Origin of the sequence: Bradyrhizobium sp. (assembly GCF_035652035.1) — a bacterium.
GTDB lineage: Bacteria > Pseudomonadota > Alphaproteobacteria > Rhizobiales > Xanthobacteraceae > Bradyrhizobium.
In genome coordinates this window covers 1-18,597 of the sequence record NZ_DASREO010000041.1, presented here as the reverse complement: position 1 = coordinate 18,597, position 18,597 = coordinate 1, and the positions used below count along the sequence as shown (strand labels likewise).

Here is an 18,597-nt window from a genome sequence, read left to right as displayed (position 1 = left end):
CTGTCGCTGAGGGCCAATGAAGCGCAGCTTTCAGAAGCAAATCGCATAGCATTCTCACGCACAAGCTCGTTGCAGCGGTAAGAAGTGGTGGGCTGAAAGAATGCCCCAAAGCACATTTAAAAACGATACGGACCAGCGAGCCCAAGCATAAGCGCGGCATAAAGGGGCGCCGCCCGTCGAGCTGGTTCCAGCCCCTTTATGCGATTCATATATCTTTCCGTCCGAAGACTTCTCGAAAAAATATGCGCGGAGTGGCATTCAGCGCGCTTGATGCGGCATGGCCCTGCGGTCCCAGTCGGATGTTCGTTGATTTGCCGCAAGGTGCCCTGCCGAAATGCGCTGATGCTTATTCGGCAACAACCAGGCGCAATGGGAGCATTCCATGATGGACGTTCTAATGCTGGCGCTCGCGATCGGCTTATTCGCGCTTGCGATCGGCTACACTTACGCCTGCGAACGGCTCTAAAAGGGGAGAATAGGTCATGATCTTTGACTATTCGCTTGCCGCGGCCGTATCAGCCGGCCTGCTGATTTATCTCGTTTACGCGCTGCTGCGACCCGAGCAGTTCTGACCGGCTTCCCGCTCAGCGCATCACTTGAAGGCTTGATCCCATGACCGCTATCGGCTGGCTGCAAATCATTGTCTATTGCGTCATCATCGTCGCGCTCGTGAAGCCGCTTGGCGGTTACATGACGCGCGTGTTCAACGGCGAACGAACATTCCTGTCGCCAGTGCTGCGCCCGGTCGAGACCGGCCTGTACTGGATCAGCGGCGTCGACGAGAGGCGCGAGCAGCATTGGCTGACCTATACGGTTGCCATGTTGCTGTTCCATGTCGGTGGTGTTCTGATCATCTATGGCTTGATGCGGCTGCAGGCATTCTTGCCGTTCAATCCGGCCGGACAATCCGCGGTCGCCGAGGATCTGTCGCTCAATACGGCGATCAGCTTCATCACCAACACCAACTGGCAGAACTACGGCGGCGAGAGCACGTTGTCCTATCTCGTGCAGATGCTGGGGCTGACACATCAGAACTTCCTGTCGGCTGCGACCGGTATTGTCCTCGCGGTCGCGCTGATCCGCGGCTTCGCGCGTGCCTCGGTTCGCACAGTCGGCAATTTCTGGGTCGATGTGACCCGCTGCACACTCTATGTGCTGCTACCGATCTGCATCGTCTACACGCTGTTCCTGGTCTGGCAGGGCATGCCGCAGACGCTCGGCGACTATGTCGAAGCGACCACTCTCGAAGGCGCCAAGCAAACCATTGCGGTCGGTCCGGTGGCGTCGCAGATCGCGATCAAGATGCTGGGCACCAACGGCGGCGGTTTCTTCAATGCCAATGCCGCGCATCCGTTCGAGAACCCGACCGCGCTGTCGAACTTCGTGCAGATGATCTCGATCTTCGCATTGGGCGCCGCGCTCACGAATGTGTTCGGGCGCATGGTCGGCAACCAGCGCCAGGGCTGGGCAATCCTTGCCGTCATGGGCGTGTTGTTCGTCGCCGGTGTAACCGTCTGCTACTGGGCGGAAGCCAACGGCACCACCATACTTTCTTCGCTGGGGCTCACCGGCGGCAACATGGAAGGCAAGGAGGTCCGTTTCGGCATCCCCGCTTCATCGCTGTTTGCCGTGATAACCACTGCGGCTTCCTGCGGCGCGGTCAATGCCATGCATGACAGCTTCACCGCGCTCGGCGGCATGATTCCGTTGATCAACATCCAGCTCGGGGAAATTATTGTCGGTGGCGTCGGCGCCGGCCTCTACGGCATGCTCATCTTCGTGATCATCTCGATCTTTGTTGCCGGCCTGATGGTCGGTCGCACTCCGGAATATGTCGGCAAGAAGATCGAGTCGCGTGAGGTCAAGATGGCGATGCTTGCCATTTTGGTCCTGCCCCTGATGTATCTCGGCTGGACTGCGGTGGCGGTGGTGTTTCCACCGGCGGTGGCCTCGATGGCGAATGCAGGCCCGCACGGCTTTACGGAGGTGCTCTACGCCTATACCTCGCAGACCGGTAACAACGGGTCGGCCTTCGCTGGCCTCACGGGAAACACGCTCTTCTATAATCTCACCGGCGCCGTGGCGATGTTCGTCGGTCGCTTCTTCATGATCATTCCGGCCATGGCGATTGCGGGCTCGCTGGCTGGCAAGAAGTCGATCCCGCCGTCGGCCGGTACCTTCCCGACCACCGGTGGCCTGTTCGTCGGCCTTGTGGTCGGCGTGATCCTGATCATCGGCGGCCTGACCTTCTTCCCGGCGCTCGCGCTAGGCCCGATTGTCGAGCATCTCGCGATGAACGCGGGTACCACGTTCTGAACGATCTTTTTTTCGGAGCTATCTCCATGGAACCTGTTGCTAAGATGAACAAGCGGATGCCGGTGGCCACGATGCTGGATCCGAAGATCGTGATGCCGGCGATCGGCGCAGCTTTCGCCAAGCTTGATCCGCGGGCGATGATCAAGAACCCCGTGATGTTCGTGGTCGAGATCGTGGCGGCGCTGACCACCGTGATCTTCCTGCGCGACGTTGTGACCGGCGGGGCCGGCCTCGGCTTCACCTTCCAGATCATTGTCTGGCTGTGGTTCACAGTGGTGTTTGCCAACTTCGCCGAAGCCGTGGCCGAAGGTCGCGGCAAGGCGCAGGCAGAGACATTGCGCAAGACGCGCACCGAAAGCCAGGCCAAGCTGCTCACCGGCTCCGGTAGAAATTACAAGCTTGTACCAGGCACCGGCCTCAAGGTTGGCGATATCGTCCTGGTCGAGGCCGGGGATACGATTCCTTCTGATGGCGAGGTGATCGAGGGTGTTGCCTCGGTGAATGAAGCTGCAATCACAGGCGAATCAGCGCCCGTGATCCGAGAGTCCGGCGGCGACCGTTCGGCCGTGACCGGCGGCACGCAGGTGCTGTCGGACTGGATCCGCGTCCGTATCACTGCCGAGCAGGGCTCTACCTTCATTGACCGCATGATCCGCCTGGTCGAGGGTGCCGAGCGGCAGAAGACGCCGAACGAGATCGCACTGAACATTCTGCTCGCAGGCCTCACCATCATTTTCGTGTTCGCGACCGTCACGATTCCAAGCTACGCGACCTATGCCGGCGGCTCGATTCCGGTCGTGATCCTGGTGGCGCTCTTCGTGACGCTGATTCCCACCACAATCGGTGCGCTGCTGTCAGCGATCGGCATTGCCGGCATGGATCGCCTGGTTCGGTTCAATGTGCTGGCGATGTCCGGCCGAGCGGTCGAAGCCGCCGGCGATGTCGATACGCTGCTCTTGGACAAGACCGGGACCATCACGCTTGGCAATCGGCAGGCGACTGCGTTCCGGCCGGTGCGCGGCGTGAGCGAGCAGGAGCTTGCGGATGCTGCGCAGCTCGCTTCGCTTGCGGACGAAACGCCCGAAGGCCGCTCGATCGTCGTGCTCGCCAAGGAGAAGTACGGCATTCGTGGCCGCGACATGGGCGACCTCGGCGCCACATTCGTCCCCTTTACCGCGCAGACTCGCATGAGCGGTGTCGATGCCGGCGGATCGTCGGTGCGCAAAGGCGCGGTCGATGCGATTCTTAACTACGTCACGGGTGGGGCGCAGGCCGTCGCTTCCGGCAATGTGGTGCGAGCGGTCCCTGCCGCGCAGTCGGAAACGGCTCGCGAGATTCAGACCATCTCTGACGAAATCGCCAAATCCGGCGGAACACCGCTTGCGGTCGCGAAAGACGGCCGGCTCCTCGGCGTCGTGCAGCTCAAGGACATCGTCAAGGGCGGCATCCGCGAGCGCTTTGCCGAACTGCGCCGCATGGGCATCCGCACGATCATGATCACTGGCGACAACCCGATGACCGCAGCGGCGATCGCGGCCGAGGCAGGCGTCGACGACTTCCTGGCGCAGGCGACGCCTGAAGACAAGTTGAAGCTGATCCGTGACGAGCAGGCCAAGGGCAAGCTGGTGGCGATGTGCGGCGACGGCACCAACGATGCGCCGGCCTTGGCGCAGGCTGATGTAGGCGTCGCCATGAATACCGGCACTCAGGCGGCGCGCGAAGCCGGCAACATGGTCGATCTCGACTCCAACCCGACCAAGCTGATCGAAGTCGTCGAGATCGGCAAGCAGCTCTTGATGACACGCGGCGCCCTGACCACGTTCTCGATCGCCAACGACGTGGCAAAATATTTCGCCATCATTCCCGCCATGTTCCTGGCGTTCTACCCGCAGCTCAGCGTGCTCAACGTCATGCACCTGACGAGCCCGCAAAGCGCGATCCTGTCGGCGATCATCTTCAATGCGCTGATCATCATCGCGCTTATCCCGCTGGCGCTGAAGGGCGTGGCCTATCGCGCCGTCGGCGCGGGCGCGCTGCTCCGCCGCAACCTGCTTATCTATGGTCTCGGCGGCATCATCATTCCGTTTATCGGCATCAAGGTGATCGACCTCGCGGTCGCCGCCTTGCACCTCGCCTGAGGAGACAGTCATGTTGAGAGAGATTCGTCCCGCCATTGTTCTTCTGGTCGGCCTTACAGCGATCACGGGGCTCGCCTATCCGCTGGCGATGACCGGGATTGCCGAAGTGCTCTTCCCGAAGCAGGCACAAGGCAGCCTGATCGAGAGGGATGGCAAGGTCGTCGGTTCCGCCCTGATTGGACAGGAGTTCAAGGACGACAAATATTTCCACGGCCGGCCGTCCGCGACGACGGCGCCGGACCCGAATGATTCGACGAAGACAGTTTCGGCACCATACAATGCGGCCAATTCGGGCGGCTCCAATCTTGGCCCGACCAGCAAGCCGCTGGCCGACCGCATGAAGGAGGACGTCGACAAATTGAAGTCGGAGAATCCGTCCCAGCCGGTGCCGGTCGATCTGGTGACGACATCCGGCAGCGGACTTGACCCCAACATCTCACCAGAAGCCGCGCTCTTCCAGGTGCCACGGGTTGCCAAGGCGCGGAACATACCGGAAGCTAAGCTGCGTCAGCTCGTTGACGAACATGTCGAGGGCCGCACGCTCGGAATGCTGGGCGAGCCGCGCGTCAACGTCCTTCTTCTTAATCTGGCGCTGGACCAGCTCGGGACCGGCTGAACGGTGACCGCAACTTTAAGGACTCACTCTTTGTCAGATGGCAGATCAGCGGCGCGATCCCGATCAACGACCATCGCCGGAAGCGTTGCTGGAGGCCGTCCGGCGTGAAGAGCCTCGCGCCGGGCGGCTAAGGATCTTTGTCGGAGCCGCGCCCGGCGTTGGCAAGACCTACGAAATGTTGCAGCAGGCGCGCGCACGCAAGCGCGACGGCTACGACATCGTTGTCGGCGTGATCGAGACCCACGGGCGAAAAGAAACTGAGGCGCTTCTGGAAGGCTTGGAGGTCGTGCCTCGCCGGAAGATCGAGTACAGAGGTCAGTGGCTCGAGGAAATGGACCTCGATGCCATCATAGCTCGGCATCCACAGATTGTGCTTGTCGACGAGCTGGCGCACACCAACGCCCCGGAGAGCCGGCATCCTAAGCGGTATCTGGACGTCGAAGAATTGTTGAGCCATGGCATAAGCGTCTACTCGACGGTCAACATCCAGCACATTGAAAGCCTGAACGACGTCGTCGCGCAAATCACGCACGTTCGGGTGCGCGAGACCATACCGGATTCGATCTTTGATCGAGCTGACGACGTTGAACTCGTCGATCTAACGCCAGACGATCTTATTCAGCGTCTCAAGGAAGGCAAAGTGTACGTTCCAAGACAAGCGGAACGCGCCCTTGAGCATTTCTTCTCGCCCGCGAATCTCACGGCCTTGCGCGAACTCGCGTTGCGGCGCACCGCCGATCGCGTGGACGACCAACTGCTATCGCAAATGCAGGCTCGCGCCATTCAGGGGCCTTGGGCAGCCGGAGATCGGATTCTCGTATGCGTTAGTGAGGACCCCCGTGCTGCAGGCCTGGTGCGCTACACAAAGCGCTTCGCCGACCGGATGCATGCGCCCTGGACGGCGCTCTACATCGAGGGTCCCCGAAGTCTTCAATTGAGCGAGCGGGAGCGCGACCGCATTGCGGACACGCTTCGCCTTGCGGCAGCGCTCGACGGCGACGCCGTCACCATACCGGGTGGAAGGCGCATCGCCGATGACGTCCTCTCATATGCCCGCAACAATAACATCACCCACATCGTGATCGGCAAATCAACCCGCTCAAGATGGTTCGAGATGGTGCACGGCTCCGTTGTGCACGAACTGGTTCGGCGTTCAGGCAACATCACAGTTCACGTCATTGCTGGCGAAGAGCTTACGGCGGACCCAATTCCGCAGAAAACGGTGCGAACGGCAGAGATATCTGAATCGCTTGACCCCCGCGCATATCTCGCTTCGTTGCTCATCATCGCCATTGCACTCGGAGCGGGTGAAATCATTCATGTCCGGCTAGGGATCGAGAACATTGACCTTGTATTCATGACTGCTGTCGTCGTGGTTGCGGTGAGGTGGGGACTATGGCCATCACTCCTTGCAAGCGTCGCCGCCTCTCTTTGCTACAACTTCTTCTTTCTGCCTCCGGTCTACACTTTCACGATTACCGATCCAACCAATATAGCGGCATTCATGTTCTTCGCGGTCATGGCCGTGCTCGTTTCCAACGTGGCGGGACGGGTCCGCACGCAGGCCGTTGCCGCGATGTCGCGAGCGCGCACCACCGAATCTCTCTACGCCTTCAGCCGCAAACTCGCAGGCGTAGGGGTGCTCGATGATGTTCTCTGGGCAACAGCGTACCAGATGGCGCTGATGCTTCGGGTCCGTGTTGTTCTCCTCTTGCCTGAGAATGAGACTATCACCGTCAAGGCCGGCTACCCGCCCGAAGACATGCTGGCTGACGGGGATCTCGCGGCGGCTAAGTGGGCTTGGCAAAACAACCGGTCTACCGGGAGAGGGTCTGATACGCTCCCGGGCGCAAAATGGCTGTTCCTGCCGATGCGAACAGGCCGGGGCGCAATAGGCGTGGTCGGAATAGACAGCGATAGGCCGGGCCCGATGCTCACGCCTGACGAGCGCCGTCTGCTCGACGCCTTGATGGACCAGGCAGCCTTGGCCATCGAGCGGGTTTATCTGGTCGAGGACATGGACCGTGTCAAGCGGACGGTGGAGACCGAACGGTTGCGCTCAGCCCTGTTGACCTCCATTTCCCATGACCTCAAGACGCCGCTTGCCGCCGTCTTGGGTGCTGCAAGTGCGATGCGCGATGTAGGTGTCCGTCTGAATGATGCGCAGAAAGAGGATCTGCTGGCTACGATCGTTGATGAATCGGAACGCCTCAACCGCTTCATTGCCAATCTTCTCGATATGACCAAGCTGGAATCGGGAGCGATCACTCCGAGCCTCGCGTTGCATGATCCAGGGGAGATTGTCGGTAGTGCGTTGAGGCGCGCTGCCAGAATTCTCGCTCAGCATAAGGTCGAAATCGAGATTGCAAAAGGTCTCCCAATGCTGGAACTGGATCCTGTCCTGTTTGAGCAGGTGCTGTTCAATCTGCTCGACAATGCTGCGAAATATGCAGCTGCTGGCACAACTATCGCGATCCGCGCGTGGTCAGAAAACGACAGCATTCGCCTTCAGATCCTTGATGAGGGGGATGGAATTCCGCCAGGCGAACTCGAGCACATCTTCGATAAGTTCTATCGTGTCCACAAGGCGGATACTGTGCGCGCGGGTACCGGTCTCGGGCTCGCGATTTCGCGCGGGTTCGTGGAAGTGATGGGAGGAACGATTACGGCTGCCAACAGGGCCGACAGAAGCGGGGCGGTATTCACCATTGTCTTGCCTATTCCAGGCAATTCGAAAAGAACGGATGCCGCAGCATGAGTGCCGCGCCGCTTAAGGTGCTGGTCGTGGACGACGAGCCGCCAATTCGAAAGCTGCTGCGCATGGGATTGGGCACCCAGGGTTATGAGGTTCTTGAGGCGCCGAACGGAAAGGCAGCTCTGAAACTGGTCGAGCAGAAGCCCGATTTGATCATCCTCGACCTTGGCCTGCCAGATATCGAGGGCCATGATCTCTTGGGGATGATCCGGGGACGAGATGAGCGCGTCCCGATCGTGGTGCTGTCGAGCCGCGGCGACGAGGCTGGCAAGGTATTGGCGCTCGACCTTGGTGCTGACGACTATATCACCAAGCCGTTCGGGATGAATGAACTCCTCGCGCGCATCCGAATGGCATTGCGCCACCAGCTTCAGGTGCATGGGGAGCGTCCAATATTCAGGACAGGCGAACTTTCGGTCGACCTTGTGCGGCGCATCGTCAAGGTGGGAGATCGTGAGGTAAAGCTATCCCCGAAGGAGTACGACCTCTTGCGGATTCTCGTGCAGCATGCGGGCAAGGTCCTCACCCACAAGTTTCTGATCGCCGAACTATGGGACGAGACCGTCGACGCCCAATACCTGAGGGTCTACGTTGGCCAGATCAGGAAGAAAATAGAAGCTGATCCGGAGAGGCCACAATATATCTTGACCGAAACGGGGATCGGCTATCGCCTTCGTGCGCCCGACTGATTTTGCCTAGCTAGAACCTGGATATTTGGCAAAGAACGATCACATCGGAAGTGCAATGGATATTAGAGCTTTTCTGTCACAAGACGGTGTCATTCTTGACGTGCGCGCCTCCGATAAGGTCCAGCTCCTGAAGGATCTATCGGCGCGAGCCGCCTTGGAAGTCGCGGTTGATCCGGACGTGATTTCGGCCGAAATTTTAAAGCGTGAGGAGCTTGGGTCTACGGGCTTGGGCTCCGGAGTGGCGATCCCGCACGCGCGTATTCCCGGCCTCAGCAAACCCTATGGTGTCTTGGCCCGATTAAAGCGCGCTCTCGATTTTGCCGCCATCGACGGAGAGCCGGTCGATCTTGTCTTCCTTCTCCTGCTTCCGGGTTCCTCCGGAAGCGAACAGCTGAACGCCCTTGCAGCCGTTGCACGGCAACTCAGAAAACCAACCACTGCGGCGACGCTGCGGAAGGCACGTGATGGATTGGAAGCTTACGAGACGATGGTTGGGCCGTGAGCTGTAACTGACCCGTTTCGTCAGACCCGCTTCGGATGTTTTCTAAAGCGGAGGAAGGCACGCGAGATAAAGTTCATGGCCACTTGGTGAAGTGTCCACGACTAGATCACGGGCTGGCACCTTGACAGCGCTATCGGCGATCCTCATCGCATGCGCCACCGGTGTTTCGTTGGCGTGGAGCGCGCCGTTTGGTCCGCCCAACCCGCGGCCGGCAGGTTCGCCTGGTGCCTCACAGGTTGGATTTTCGCCGAGCGGGCCGGCCATCTACCGCTCGCTGTGGGGCTTCATCCGGGCGGCAAAGGATGATAGGGCAAGCGAGTGCGAGGAGTTCGGCATCTCCTTCTTGCATAGTGTTTTCTTGCATAGTGTTTCCACGCTGTCTCGGTCCGGGGCATGGCAAGGAGTGATCTCCTTTTGCCTCGTCGCCAATGGAGTGACCTTTTCCGGCTGCAACTGGATCTCTGCCGGTAGCTGGCCGCGAGGCCCCTAGAAACCGCGATCGAATAACCGCTCGCCTGTGCTCAGAAGCTAATCAGCCGACTCTCGTCGCGGCAGCGGGAGGCATGATACAACTAATCGTTGAACAACCTCGCGTTGTTCCCGTCAGGGAACCGCTAAAGAGGTTGTTAACCACGCCGCGCGTAAATGACTGGAGCTCGGGACGTGGTGTCGAGAGTCGCTCCGCGAGTGTACGCGCTGACGAGAATCCCTCACAGGCGCTTTCCGTAAGTATTCGTAAGGCAAGCAGCAGCTTGTCCAGATGTCGTCAGGCGAGGTCGTCCACATGAATGTGGACGACGGCGGTCGTCGACGGCTGCGCGGCTGCGCTCCGAAGGAATGTGCCGAGGGAGGGCTCGTCCGAACGGAGTCGTGTTGCGGACCGGATCGATTTTGGGGGCTTGGTGCCAGTCGCCGTTGCGAAGCCACATTCCGTCAGCCGCCGCCTGCTTCTGCTGGCCTCGGTCTCCGCGGCGGCGGTGATGGCGGACAGGGCTGCCTCGGCGGCCTGTCCCCCCGGTCCGATTTCGATCGGACCCGGCGTCTCCACCGGCGCGCAAACGGTTTCCAATTGCTCCTCCTTTGCCGGCGGCGTCAGCAATAGCGGGACGATTTCGGGAGGCGGCATCGGCGTCTACGTCAACGCGGTCTCGACCTTTGCCGGCGCCATCAGCAATGGCGGGACGATCTCGGCGGCGAACAGCGGCATCTTCACCAACCTTGTCTCGCTATTCGCCAATGGGATCAGCAACAGCGGCACGATCTCGGCGGCGAATACCGGCATCAATGTCTATGCCTCCACGTTCGCTGGCGGGATCGCCAACAGCGGCTCGATCGCCGCGAGTACCGGCGTCGCGGTCATAAATGGCTCGACCTTTGCCGGCGGGATCAGCAATAGCGGAAATATCTCGTCGGCGAACGACGGCATTTGGATCGCGAACATCTCGACGTTCGGCGGCGGGGTCAGCAATAGCGGCACGATCTCCTCGGTGAGCACCGGCATCATTGTCATCAGTGTCCCGTCCTTCGGCGGGGGAATCAGCAATGGCGGTACGATCTCGGGCGCCAACACCGGCGTGCTCGCCTACGGCCTCTCAACCTTCGCCGGCGGGCTCAACAACAGCGGGACGATCGCATCGGCGCGGACCGCGATCGACGTCCAGACCATCTCGATCTTCGCTGGCGGGCTCACCAATTCCGGGACGATTTCCGCCACCAACTACGGCGTCCTCGTCCTTGGTGTTTCGACCTTCACGGGCGGAATCGCCAACTCCGGAACCATCACCACCCCAGGCGGGTCCGGCCTGATCGCCCTCTCTCTCGGGAGCTTCGCCGATGGCGTGACCAACGCCGGCACGATCACGGCTGGCATAGGCATCAATGTCCAACAGGTCTCGGCTTTTGGCGTCGTCACGTCCGGCGGCGCGATCTCGCCCGGCATCGCCAACTCCGGCGCGATCGTGGCGAGCACCTTTGGCGTCTTCGTCCAAGATGTCTCCACATTCGCCGGCGGCATCAGCAACAGCGGCACGATCTCGTCGGCGCATAGCGGCGTCTACGTTACAAGCGTCTCCACATTCGCCGGATGGATCAGCAACGGCGGAAAGATCTCGACGGCGTACACCGGAATCAACGTCAACGACGTCACGACCTTCGCCGGGGGCGTCACCAATTCCGGGACGATTTCCTCCGGTGGCCACGGCGTCGCTCTGATCGGCATTTCAACCTTCGCCGGCGGGATCAGCAGCAGCGGCGCGATCTCGTCGGCGCATACCGGCGTCGTCGTCCAGAGCGTCTCGACCTTCAGGGGCGGGATCGGCATCCGCGGGACAATCTCGGCGGCGAATAGGGCCGTCAACGTCAAGGTCGTCTCGAACTTCGCTGGCGGCATCAGCAATGCTGGAACGATCTCGGCGCGTACTGCAGTCGACGTCACGAGTGTCTCGACCTTCACCGGGGGCCTCAGCAATTCCGGGACGATTTCCGCCGGCGGCTACGGCGTCGTAGTCAATGGCATTTCGACCTTCATGGGTGGATTGGCCAATTCCGGCACCGTCACTGCCTCGGGCGGGGCCGGTCTGTTCGCGGCCTCTGACGGGACCTTTGCCGATGGCATAAGTAACGCCGGCACGATCACCGCCGCCGCGGGCATATACATCCAAAACGTTTCGGCTTTCGGTGTCATCACGTCAGGCAGCACGGTTGCACCCGGGATCGCCAACTCCGGCGCGATCGTCGCAAGCACCTATGGCATCTTTGTCAACAACGTCTCGACCTTCGCCGGCGGCATCAGCAATCGAGGGACGATCTCGTCGGGCTATTACGGCATCACCGTCGGCCGCAACGCGTGGACCAATACCTCGGACTGGGTCTCAACCTTCGGCGGCGGGATCACCAACACGGGCACGATCTTGGCAGCGCATACCGGCGTCTATGTCAATGCTGTCGCGACCTTCGTCGGCAACGTCAGCAACGCCGGCACGATCAGCGGAGCCCAGGCGGGCATCACCGTCGACAGCGGCGTGACGTTCGCGTCTGGCTCCTTCATCGTCAACAGCGGCACGATTTCAGGCGCGGCGGCGGCGATCGACGCCAGCCAGGCAACGAACGCGGTGACCATCGTCCAGAACGCGGGGCTGATATCAGGCGCAATCAAGCTGTCGTCGCAGGCCGATGTCCTCACTATCGCCGGCGGCACCATCGCCGGCAATATCGTCGGCCAGGGATCGTTGGATACGATCAACTTCAATCCCGGCGGCGGCAACACCTTCAGCTACGGCCCGTCCTATGGCTTCAGCGGCATCAACCAGGTCAATGTGCTGAGCGGTGTCGCATTGCTCAACGGCACCAACAACGGGAACAACCTTTCAGTGTCGAGCGGTGCGACGCTCGGCCTCGGCGCCGCCGCGCGAATGAACCTCTCCGGCAATCTGGTCTTCGCCGCTGGGGCGATCTTTCAGGACGCATTCACCGTGTCCTCCGCCGGCCTTGTCACCACCAGCGGATCGGCGGCCTTGAACGGCGCCAAAGTGACTGTCGCTACGGGCAGCAGCATCTCGATCGGAACGAAATACAAGATCCTGACCGATTCGGCGGGTGGCCTCGGCGGCAACAATCTCTTCGCCACCTCGGCCGTCATCTATGGCGCGACGACCGGAACGCTGAGCTACTCCGCCGACGACGTTTACATCACCTTCGAGCCGACGCCATTGAATCCGGGATCCGCTGCTTCGCTCAATGCGCTGGACGCCGCAGCGGCGCTCAACCGTTTCATGGCTGGCAACAGGATGCTGCCGACAGGGTTGCAAGGCCTGTCGAGCCTCTCCGGCACGCCGCTCAACGCCGCGCTGGGCGATCTGGCAGGCCAGACTCCGGGCGCTTTCGAGCTCGGCGCCTTCCAGGCCGGCGGCGCCTTTCTCGGGCTCATGCTCGATCCCTCCGCCGAGGGCCGCGGCGGCTCCTTCGCCGCCCCATCTGCCGCCTACGCCTATGCCGGCGACGAGATCGCCGCTCCGGCCGCGCGCGCGCTTGCCGCGCTTGGGCCCGGGCAGGGGGCGTCCGCCGCGTCCCCGTACACCGCCTGGGGCTCGGCCTATGGCGGCGGCGGATCGCTCGCCGGCGACACCGCACTCGGAACGGCGCGGACCTCAAGCTCATACTACGGCATGGCGGCTGGCGTGGACTACCGCGCCCGGCCCGGCCTCACCATTGGCGCGGCGGTCGGCGGCGGCGGCACCGGGTTTTCGGCACAGGGGCTGCTCGGTGGCTCCGCGCAATTCGCGCAGTTCGGCCTCTACGGGCACTATCAGCAGGGACCGCTCTACCTCTCGACCGCGCTTGCAGGCTCCGCCTTCCAGGTTTCAGCCACCCGCGCCGACGCGTACGGCTTCGTCGGAGCCCAGACGGCGAGCTTCACTGTCCCGGCGCTGTCGATGCGCAACGAGGTCGGCTACGGCCTCGACGCGGCCGGCGGCCTCAGGCTGACGCCCTATCTCGCCCATCAGATCCAGACCGCCTTCCTGCCGTCCTACGCGGAATCCAGCACCTTTGCTCCGGCAGCTTCGCTGTTCTACGATTCGCGCCGAAGCTACGACGACCGGACCGAGTTCGGCGCCAGGTTCGACCAGGTCTACGCTCAGCCGTACGGGACCGTGAAACTGTTCGGCCGCGTTGCGTACGCGCATGACGTCTCCAATGCCGGCGTGAGCAACGTCAGCTTCGTCGCCATGCCAAGCGGCGGGAGCTTCACGTCCTACTCGGCGAAGATCGCGCCCGACAACGCGCTGGCAACGCTCGGCGCCGACTATCGCCTGCGCGGCGGCTGGTCGCTCGTAGGCAAGCTCGACGGACAGTTCGCGTCCTCCGGCACGATTGTCGCCGCCCAGGCCTCCCTGCGAAAGACCTGGTGAGGACGACGCAAGGCCACCCGGTATTCTTGCGGTGTTGTCCGCCTGCAACGCGCGCGGCCTTTGTCGGAACCCGGCGCCGCACGGAGAGCCGCTTAAGATGCCGTTAACCACGTCCTGATCTTAATCGCTCCCAGATCGCCGCAACGAACGATCCGCGGCGGCAGTCAGAGAACTGGCTTGAGAAGAGAACCGATATGGGGACCATCATCGAATTTCCGGCGGCGCGGCGGCTGGGCTCAACGACCGAGTTCGCCCCGCTGGAGACGGTCGGGACCGTCCTGATCCTGCCGGTCGTTCGCATCGAGCGCCACGCCGACGGGACCAATGGGGACCGCGGGCCCGAGCAGGGCACCGCAACCGGCCGCCGGCGGCGCCGCCGCTAAGCGCGATCAAACTGAAGCAGCACCGCGCTTCAGCTTTTTTGGACTGAGCATGATCTTGTCGGAAAACCGGCATCCACGTTTCCGGATCATGCTCCAAAAGATTGGACATGCAATGCCGGCGACGGTTTCTCCGATCAGGTCGCTGCTGCCGCTGCCGGCATTGCTCGCAACGCTCCTGCTCGCGGGCTGCAGCGGCGGCGACTTCTGGCGCACCCGCGACGACATGCGCAACGACGACATGCACAGCTGGATCGGCCGCGAAGCGACCGCAAGCGTCGGCGTCGTGCCGTCCCAGTTCCAGCTCACCGAGAATGAGCGTCAGCTGCGCGATTACGCCTATCCGCTGATCGAACCGCCGCATTCGCGGCCGGCCTGGAAGGCGGTGTTCGGCGACTACACGACGATTGCCTCGCCCTGGCGCCAGGCGCCGGTATTCGACCGCACCGCTTATGGTCGCGCGCTGATCGACGAGCCGCATCGCACCCATGCCTCGCGCTATGCGCAGCTGATCGACGACGTGCGTGACGACATCACCCGCTTTGAATTTTTCTACTCCACCGCGGTGCGCGTGATCGATCTCGACCGCAAGCGCAGCGCCTCGATGGCGCATATGTCGGAGCTGTCGCCGCGCGAGCATGCCGACGCGGTCAGCCGTATGCAGGAGAATGCGCTGATCGTGCAGTGGGTGCAGCAGTGCCTGGAGCGGCGCGTCTCGTCCTATCGCTGGGCGCTGGAGCGCTTGGTGCTGCAGGCCCCCGACGGCATGGCCGCCGACGCCGACCGCCTGATCAGCGAGCTCGCCGCGCAGACCGCGAACCCGCCGATCACGGCGCAGCCCCCGGTGATCGGCCGTCCGCTGACGACGCGGGGGTGAGATCGACCGGCGCGACCGTCATTGTGGTGTCTCATTCGTGGAAGATAGCGTCGCGGCATGAAGCGGTCCGTGTGCCGCAACCTAAATCGAGGGGGTAGATTGTGCGCCTGATTGCAGCCGCGGCCGGCATCGTCGCCGCCGGCTGGTGTTTTTCCGCTTTCGCCGATGACAGGCCGTGTTACGGCATGCCGACGCTCGGGGTCGACGCCGGCGTCGCCCCCTATCTCGCAATCGTCAAACCAGGCGTTCGCGCGCGCTTCGTCAAGGGCGGCGAACAGGCCGGCTGCCCCAACGCGAGCGCGACCTGCGCGACACGCGCCTTTGTCGTTGGCGGCGATGCCGTCATCGTTTCGGCAACGGTCGGCGACTACGCGTGCGCCACCTTCACCGGTCTCGGGCCGAAGGCGCTTTCCACCTCCGGTTTCCTGCCGCGTGCCCAGCTCGGCGCGCCGCCGCCGGAGGCGCAGGTCAATGCATCGACGGCCTGGGCCGGCACCTGGCGGTCCGGCGACGAGCAGACGATCACCATCCGGCCGAAGCCGGACGGCCGCATCATCATCGAGGGAGACGCCACCTGGGGCGGCCATGATCCTGATCGGATCAAGCGCGGCGCCGTCAATGCCGGCAATTTCAGCGCCGAAGTGGCCATCGCCGACGGCATGGCGGCGTTTACCATGGACGGCGACGGCGCGACAAAACCGTTCGACCTCAAGCTGCCGGACGACAGCGTCGTCTGCCGCGTCAAGCTGTGGCGCCTCGGGCCCTACCTCGTTGCTGCCGACAATCTGGGCTGCGGCGGCATGAACGTCACCTTCACGGGCGTCTATCGCAAGACCGGATAAGGCTGATCGCTGCGCTCTGGTTCCGATCGAGGCCGATGTCGATCACGGCCCCATCATGCTTTGCTCAGCGCACCGCAATTGTCATGGGCTCTCCGCGCATTGCGATGCCGGCCGGCGCCCGGGTCGGGCAGGCCTCGACGCATTTGCCGCAGCGGATGCAGGCCTCCCCCATGTCATGACGCGCGCATCCAGCGCCGCTTCGAACGAGATGTCGTCCATCGGACGCGCTCCTTGCCGAGCCACGCGCAAGAGTAGCTGGCGGATGATGCAATGGCCAGAATGATCAGCGGATCGCCGCGTCGCGCCGGGTCAGCGCCGCGCGGACGGCTTTGGCGGCGGCTCGACTTGCTTGGGCTCGTCGGCCTGCACGCTGCAGCTCGAGGCGGCGAGCGAGGCTTGCGCCTGCGCCATCAGGCCGGGTTCGGGCGCCAAGGCCTTCATCACGATCAGGCCGGTTGCGGTCGGGGAATCGATGATCAGCCGGTCGGCGGAGGTGACGTCCTCCTCCTCCGGCAAATCACTGTGCTGCGCCTCGGTCATCAGGTCGAGCTCGATCACCTTCTTGCCGGCGGAGCGGTCGTTGATGGCGTAATAGGCGAGCTCGTTGCGGGTGTAGAACGACACCGAGGTGTAGGCCTGGCTGACCGGAACCTTGAGGTGGATCGGCCCGCTCGAGAGATCGTAGCGGCAGATCGCGACCGCAAACGCCGGGTCGAGATACGGCATCAGCGTATTGCCGGGATCGGCGGCCGGCAGCTGGGTGACGGCGTTGAGCTTGCTCAGGGGCGTCAGCCGCGAATAGGCGTCCTCGCTTGCGATCTTCGGCAGCGCCAGCACGCTGACCAGATGCACGATGAGGCCAAGCAGCACGCCGGCGAGAATGGTGAAGGCGAGCCGGATCATGAGCAGCCCACCGTGGCAATCGCGGGCATCGGCGCATCGCGCTTGGAGCGGGTCGCGACCCCGACCGGCGTGTCGTAGAGGCGCAGCATCAGCGCATAGCGCTCGATGCCGCCGGTGGGCAGCCAGTTGCCGGCGCGCGCCCGCGAGGCGATGTGGATCTCGAAGGTGCCGTCGGCCGCGCGCACCACTTCCTCGCTGGTGAAGCCATAGCGCTGCAGCGAATTGGCGACGAGGCGCCCCTTGCTGTCATAGAGCGTCAGCGTCCAGAACCGCGCCGCAGGCGTCACGCCGCTCACCACCACGTCGCAGCGGCCGTCGAGCCGCCGGTGGCGGTCGTCGGTCCGCGCCGTGAAGGCGATGCCGTCGCCGGTGCCGATCGGCAGCTCGCCGTTGCGGGTGATTGTGGCGCGCGAATAGGGATCGATGTCGGAGGTGCCGATGCGCGGCCGCGCGGTCCAGGCGCCGATGGTCAGCGTGCCGATCTCGGTGCCGCGGGTGGTCGTCATCCATGTGGTGCCGACGCCGACGACGGCGGCGATGCACAGAGCGAGGAGGGTGCTAAATATCAGCCGCACGGTTTTATAACGTCAGTTCTTGCGCGAGGCGGGCGCATCGCCCGAGGCCGCCGCCAGATTGTCGGGGAAGGGCAGGTCGCTCGACACGGTCTGGCTGGACTTGGTCTGGCTGGATCTGGTCTGGCCGGAATTGGCCGGCTCGTTCGCCGAGGTCTTGTCCGGCGTCTTCTCCATCGACTTCGCCGCGTCGTCGAGCATCTTCTCCACCTGCACCAGGACCTCGGCGCCGCGACGGGTCAGGACCGGCGGCGGCCCCGGCTTGATCTCCGGCGCCTTCTCCTTGCCATTGGCCATGGTTTGCGGCTTCTCGGACGCGGGCACCTTCTGGCCCATGCCGACGCCGGCCAATTCGCGGATCTCGATGCCTTGATGGGCGGCCGACATGATCTCGTGCCAGGTCTGCGCCGGCAGCGAGCCGCCGGTCATGCGATTGGTCGGCGAATAGTCGTCATTGCCGAACCAGACGGCGCAGGCGAAGTTGCCGGTGTAACCGACGAACCAGGCGTCGCGATAATTGTTGGTGGTGCCGGTCTTGCCCGCGGTCGGGATGCCGTCGAGCGCGGCGCGGCGCGCGGTGCCTTCGCTGACCACGTGGCTCATCATGCCCGCCATGTCGGCGGCGATATTGGCCGGGATCGCCCGCCGCGGCTTCGGCCCGTCGCGATCCCAGCGCCACACCAGATCGCCCGCGCCGGTGCGCACCTCGAGCACCGCATGCGGCGTCACCGCGAGCCCCTTGTTCGGGAAGGTGACATAGGCGACCGCATGCTCGAGCACGGTGACCTCGTCGGCGCCGATCGGCAGCGACGGCGTGTCGGGCAGCGGCGCCGTGATGCCGAACTTGCGTGCCGTTTCCACGATCATCTGGCGGCCGAGCTTCGGACCGCCGCCGGCCTTCTTGCCCAGCTCGATCGAGAGCTTCACCGGCACCACATTGATCGAGTTGGTGATCGCCTGGGTCAGCGTCACCGGGCCCGAATAGGAGTGGCCGTAGTTCTGCGGACACCAATTGCCGATGCAGATCGGACCGTCGATCACGATCGAGTTCGGCGTGAAGCCGTTGAGCAGCGCCGTGGTGTAGACATAGGGCTTGAACG

The 18,597-nt window shown here is 63.0% G+C and carries 15 protein-coding genes; 11 read left to right on the top strand and 4 right to left on the bottom strand.

Annotation, left to right across the window (positions count from 1 at the left end; genetic code table 11):
* Positions 1-482: 482 nt before the first annotated feature.
* From VFB05_RS13025 to VFB05_RS12975, 11 genes are all read left to right on the top strand, one after another.
* Positions 483-572 (top strand): K(+)-transporting ATPase subunit F, encoded by a 90-nt coding sequence (locus VFB05_RS13025; protein WP_325012953.1) that lies wholly within the window; start codon positions 483-485, stop codon positions 570-572.
* 40 nt (positions 573-612) lie between these two features.
* Positions 613-2,316 (top strand): potassium-transporting ATPase subunit KdpA, encoded by a 1,704-nt coding sequence (kdpA, locus tag VFB05_RS13020; protein WP_325012951.1) that lies wholly within the window; start codon positions 613-615, stop codon positions 2,314-2,316.
* Between the two features lie 26 nt (positions 2,317-2,342).
* Positions 2,343-4,454, top strand: a complete 2,112-nt coding sequence (gene kdpB / locus VFB05_RS13015; protein ID WP_325012949.1) for a potassium-transporting ATPase subunit KdpB — start codon at positions 2,343-2,345, stop codon at positions 4,452-4,454.
* 10 nt (positions 4,455-4,464) lie between these two features.
* Positions 4,465-5,070 carry a K(+)-transporting ATPase subunit C gene (locus VFB05_RS13010; protein ID WP_325012947.1) on the top strand — a complete coding sequence of 202 codons (606 nt, stop codon included), beginning with the start codon at positions 4,465-4,467 and terminating at the stop codon, positions 5,068-5,070.
* Between the two features lie 37 nt (positions 5,071-5,107).
* On the top strand, positions 5,108-7,828 hold the full coding sequence (locus tag VFB05_RS13005) for a sensor histidine kinase KdpD (RefSeq protein ID WP_325012945.1): 2,721 nt from the start codon (positions 5,108-5,110) through the stop codon (positions 7,826-7,828).
* The gene (locus tag VFB05_RS13000) at positions 7,825-8,514 is read left to right on the top strand and encodes a response regulator transcription factor (protein WP_325012943.1); all 690 of its coding nucleotides are present in this window, start codon (positions 7,825-7,827) and stop codon (positions 8,512-8,514) included. Before VFB05_RS13005 ends, VFB05_RS13000 begins: the two co-directional genes overlap by 4 nt.
* Before the next feature lie 25 nt (positions 8,515-8,539).
* Entirely contained in the window at positions 8,540-9,016 is a 477-nt protein-coding gene (locus VFB05_RS12995; RefSeq protein ID WP_325012941.1) for a PTS sugar transporter subunit IIA, read from the top strand.
* Positions 9,017-9,918: 902 nt separating this feature from the next.
* Complete coding sequence (locus tag VFB05_RS12990; RefSeq protein WP_325012939.1) at positions 9,919-13,923, top strand: autotransporter domain-containing protein; 4,005 nt, start codon at positions 9,919-9,921, stop codon at positions 13,921-13,923.
* Between the two features lie 194 nt (positions 13,924-14,117).
* Positions 14,118-14,306, top strand: coding sequence for a hypothetical protein (locus VFB05_RS12985; RefSeq protein WP_325012937.1), 189 nt, complete (start codon positions 14,118-14,120; stop codon positions 14,304-14,306).
* A 112-nt stretch (positions 14,307-14,418) separates the two neighbouring features.
* On the top strand, positions 14,419-15,180 hold the full coding sequence (locus VFB05_RS12980; RefSeq protein ID WP_325012935.1) for a hypothetical protein: 762 nt from the start codon (positions 14,419-14,421) through the stop codon (positions 15,178-15,180).
* Between the two features lie 101 nt (positions 15,181-15,281).
* A complete protein-coding gene (locus VFB05_RS12975) occupies positions 15,282-16,022 on the top strand; it encodes a hypothetical protein (protein ID WP_325012933.1) in 741 nt (246 codons plus the stop codon).
* A 64-nt stretch (positions 16,023-16,086) separates the two neighbouring features.
* Here the strand turns inward: VFB05_RS12975 and VFB05_RS32165 are convergent, their stop codons facing one another.
* The 4 genes from VFB05_RS32165 to VFB05_RS12960 form a co-directional block, all read right to left on the bottom strand.
* The gene (locus VFB05_RS32165; RefSeq protein ID WP_414643194.1) at positions 16,087-16,194 is read right to left on the bottom strand and encodes a 4Fe-4S binding protein; all 108 of its coding nucleotides are present in this window, start codon (positions 16,192-16,194) and stop codon (positions 16,087-16,089) included.
* Between the two features lie 137 nt (positions 16,195-16,331).
* Positions 16,332-16,925: a DUF1254 domain-containing protein gene (locus tag VFB05_RS12970; RefSeq protein WP_325012930.1), complete on the bottom strand. Its 594-nt coding sequence runs from the start codon at positions 16,923-16,925 to the stop codon at positions 16,332-16,334.
* A complete protein-coding gene (locus tag VFB05_RS12965) occupies positions 16,922-17,500 on the bottom strand; it encodes a DUF1214 domain-containing protein (RefSeq protein ID WP_325012927.1) in 579 nt (192 codons plus the stop codon). The genes VFB05_RS12970 and VFB05_RS12965 overlap by 4 nt, the downstream gene beginning before the upstream one ends.
* Positions 17,501-17,512: 12 nt before the next feature.
* On the bottom strand, positions 17,513-18,597 hold a 1,085-nt coding region (locus tag VFB05_RS12960; RefSeq protein WP_325012925.1), incomplete at its 5' end, for a transglycosylase domain-containing protein.

Bases quoted from the DNA above. Each gene is read 5' to 3' on its own strand.
- kdpA (WP_325012951.1), top strand. From the start codon at position 613: ATGACCGCTATCGGCTGGCTGCAAATCATTGTCTATTGCGTCATCATC.
- VFB05_RS32165 (WP_414643194.1), bottom strand. From the start codon at position 16,194: ATGGGGGAGGCCTGCATCCGCTGCGGCAAATGCGTCGAGGCCTGCCCG.
- kdpB (WP_325012949.1), top strand. From the start codon at position 2,343: ATGGAACCTGTTGCTAAGATGAACAAGCGGATGCCGGTGGCCACGATG.
- VFB05_RS12985 (WP_325012937.1), top strand. From the start codon at position 14,118: ATGGGGACCATCATCGAATTTCCGGCGGCGCGGCGGCTGGGCTCAACG.
- VFB05_RS13005 (WP_325012945.1), top strand. From the start codon at position 5,108: ATGGCAGATCAGCGGCGCGATCCCGATCAACGACCATCGCCGGAAGCG.
- VFB05_RS12980 (WP_325012935.1), top strand. From the start codon at position 14,419: ATGCCGGCGACGGTTTCTCCGATCAGGTCGCTGCTGCCGCTGCCGGCA.
- VFB05_RS13025 (WP_325012953.1), top strand. From the start codon at position 483: ATGATCTTTGACTATTCGCTTGCCGCGGCCGTATCAGCCGGCCTGCTG.
- VFB05_RS13010 (WP_325012947.1), top strand. From the start codon at position 4,465: ATGTTGAGAGAGATTCGTCCCGCCATTGTTCTTCTGGTCGGCCTTACA.
- VFB05_RS12970 (WP_325012930.1), bottom strand. From the start codon at position 16,925: ATGATCCGGCTCGCCTTCACCATTCTCGCCGGCGTGCTGCTTGGCCTC.
- VFB05_RS13000 (WP_325012943.1), top strand. From the start codon at position 7,825: ATGAGTGCCGCGCCGCTTAAGGTGCTGGTCGTGGACGACGAGCCGCCA.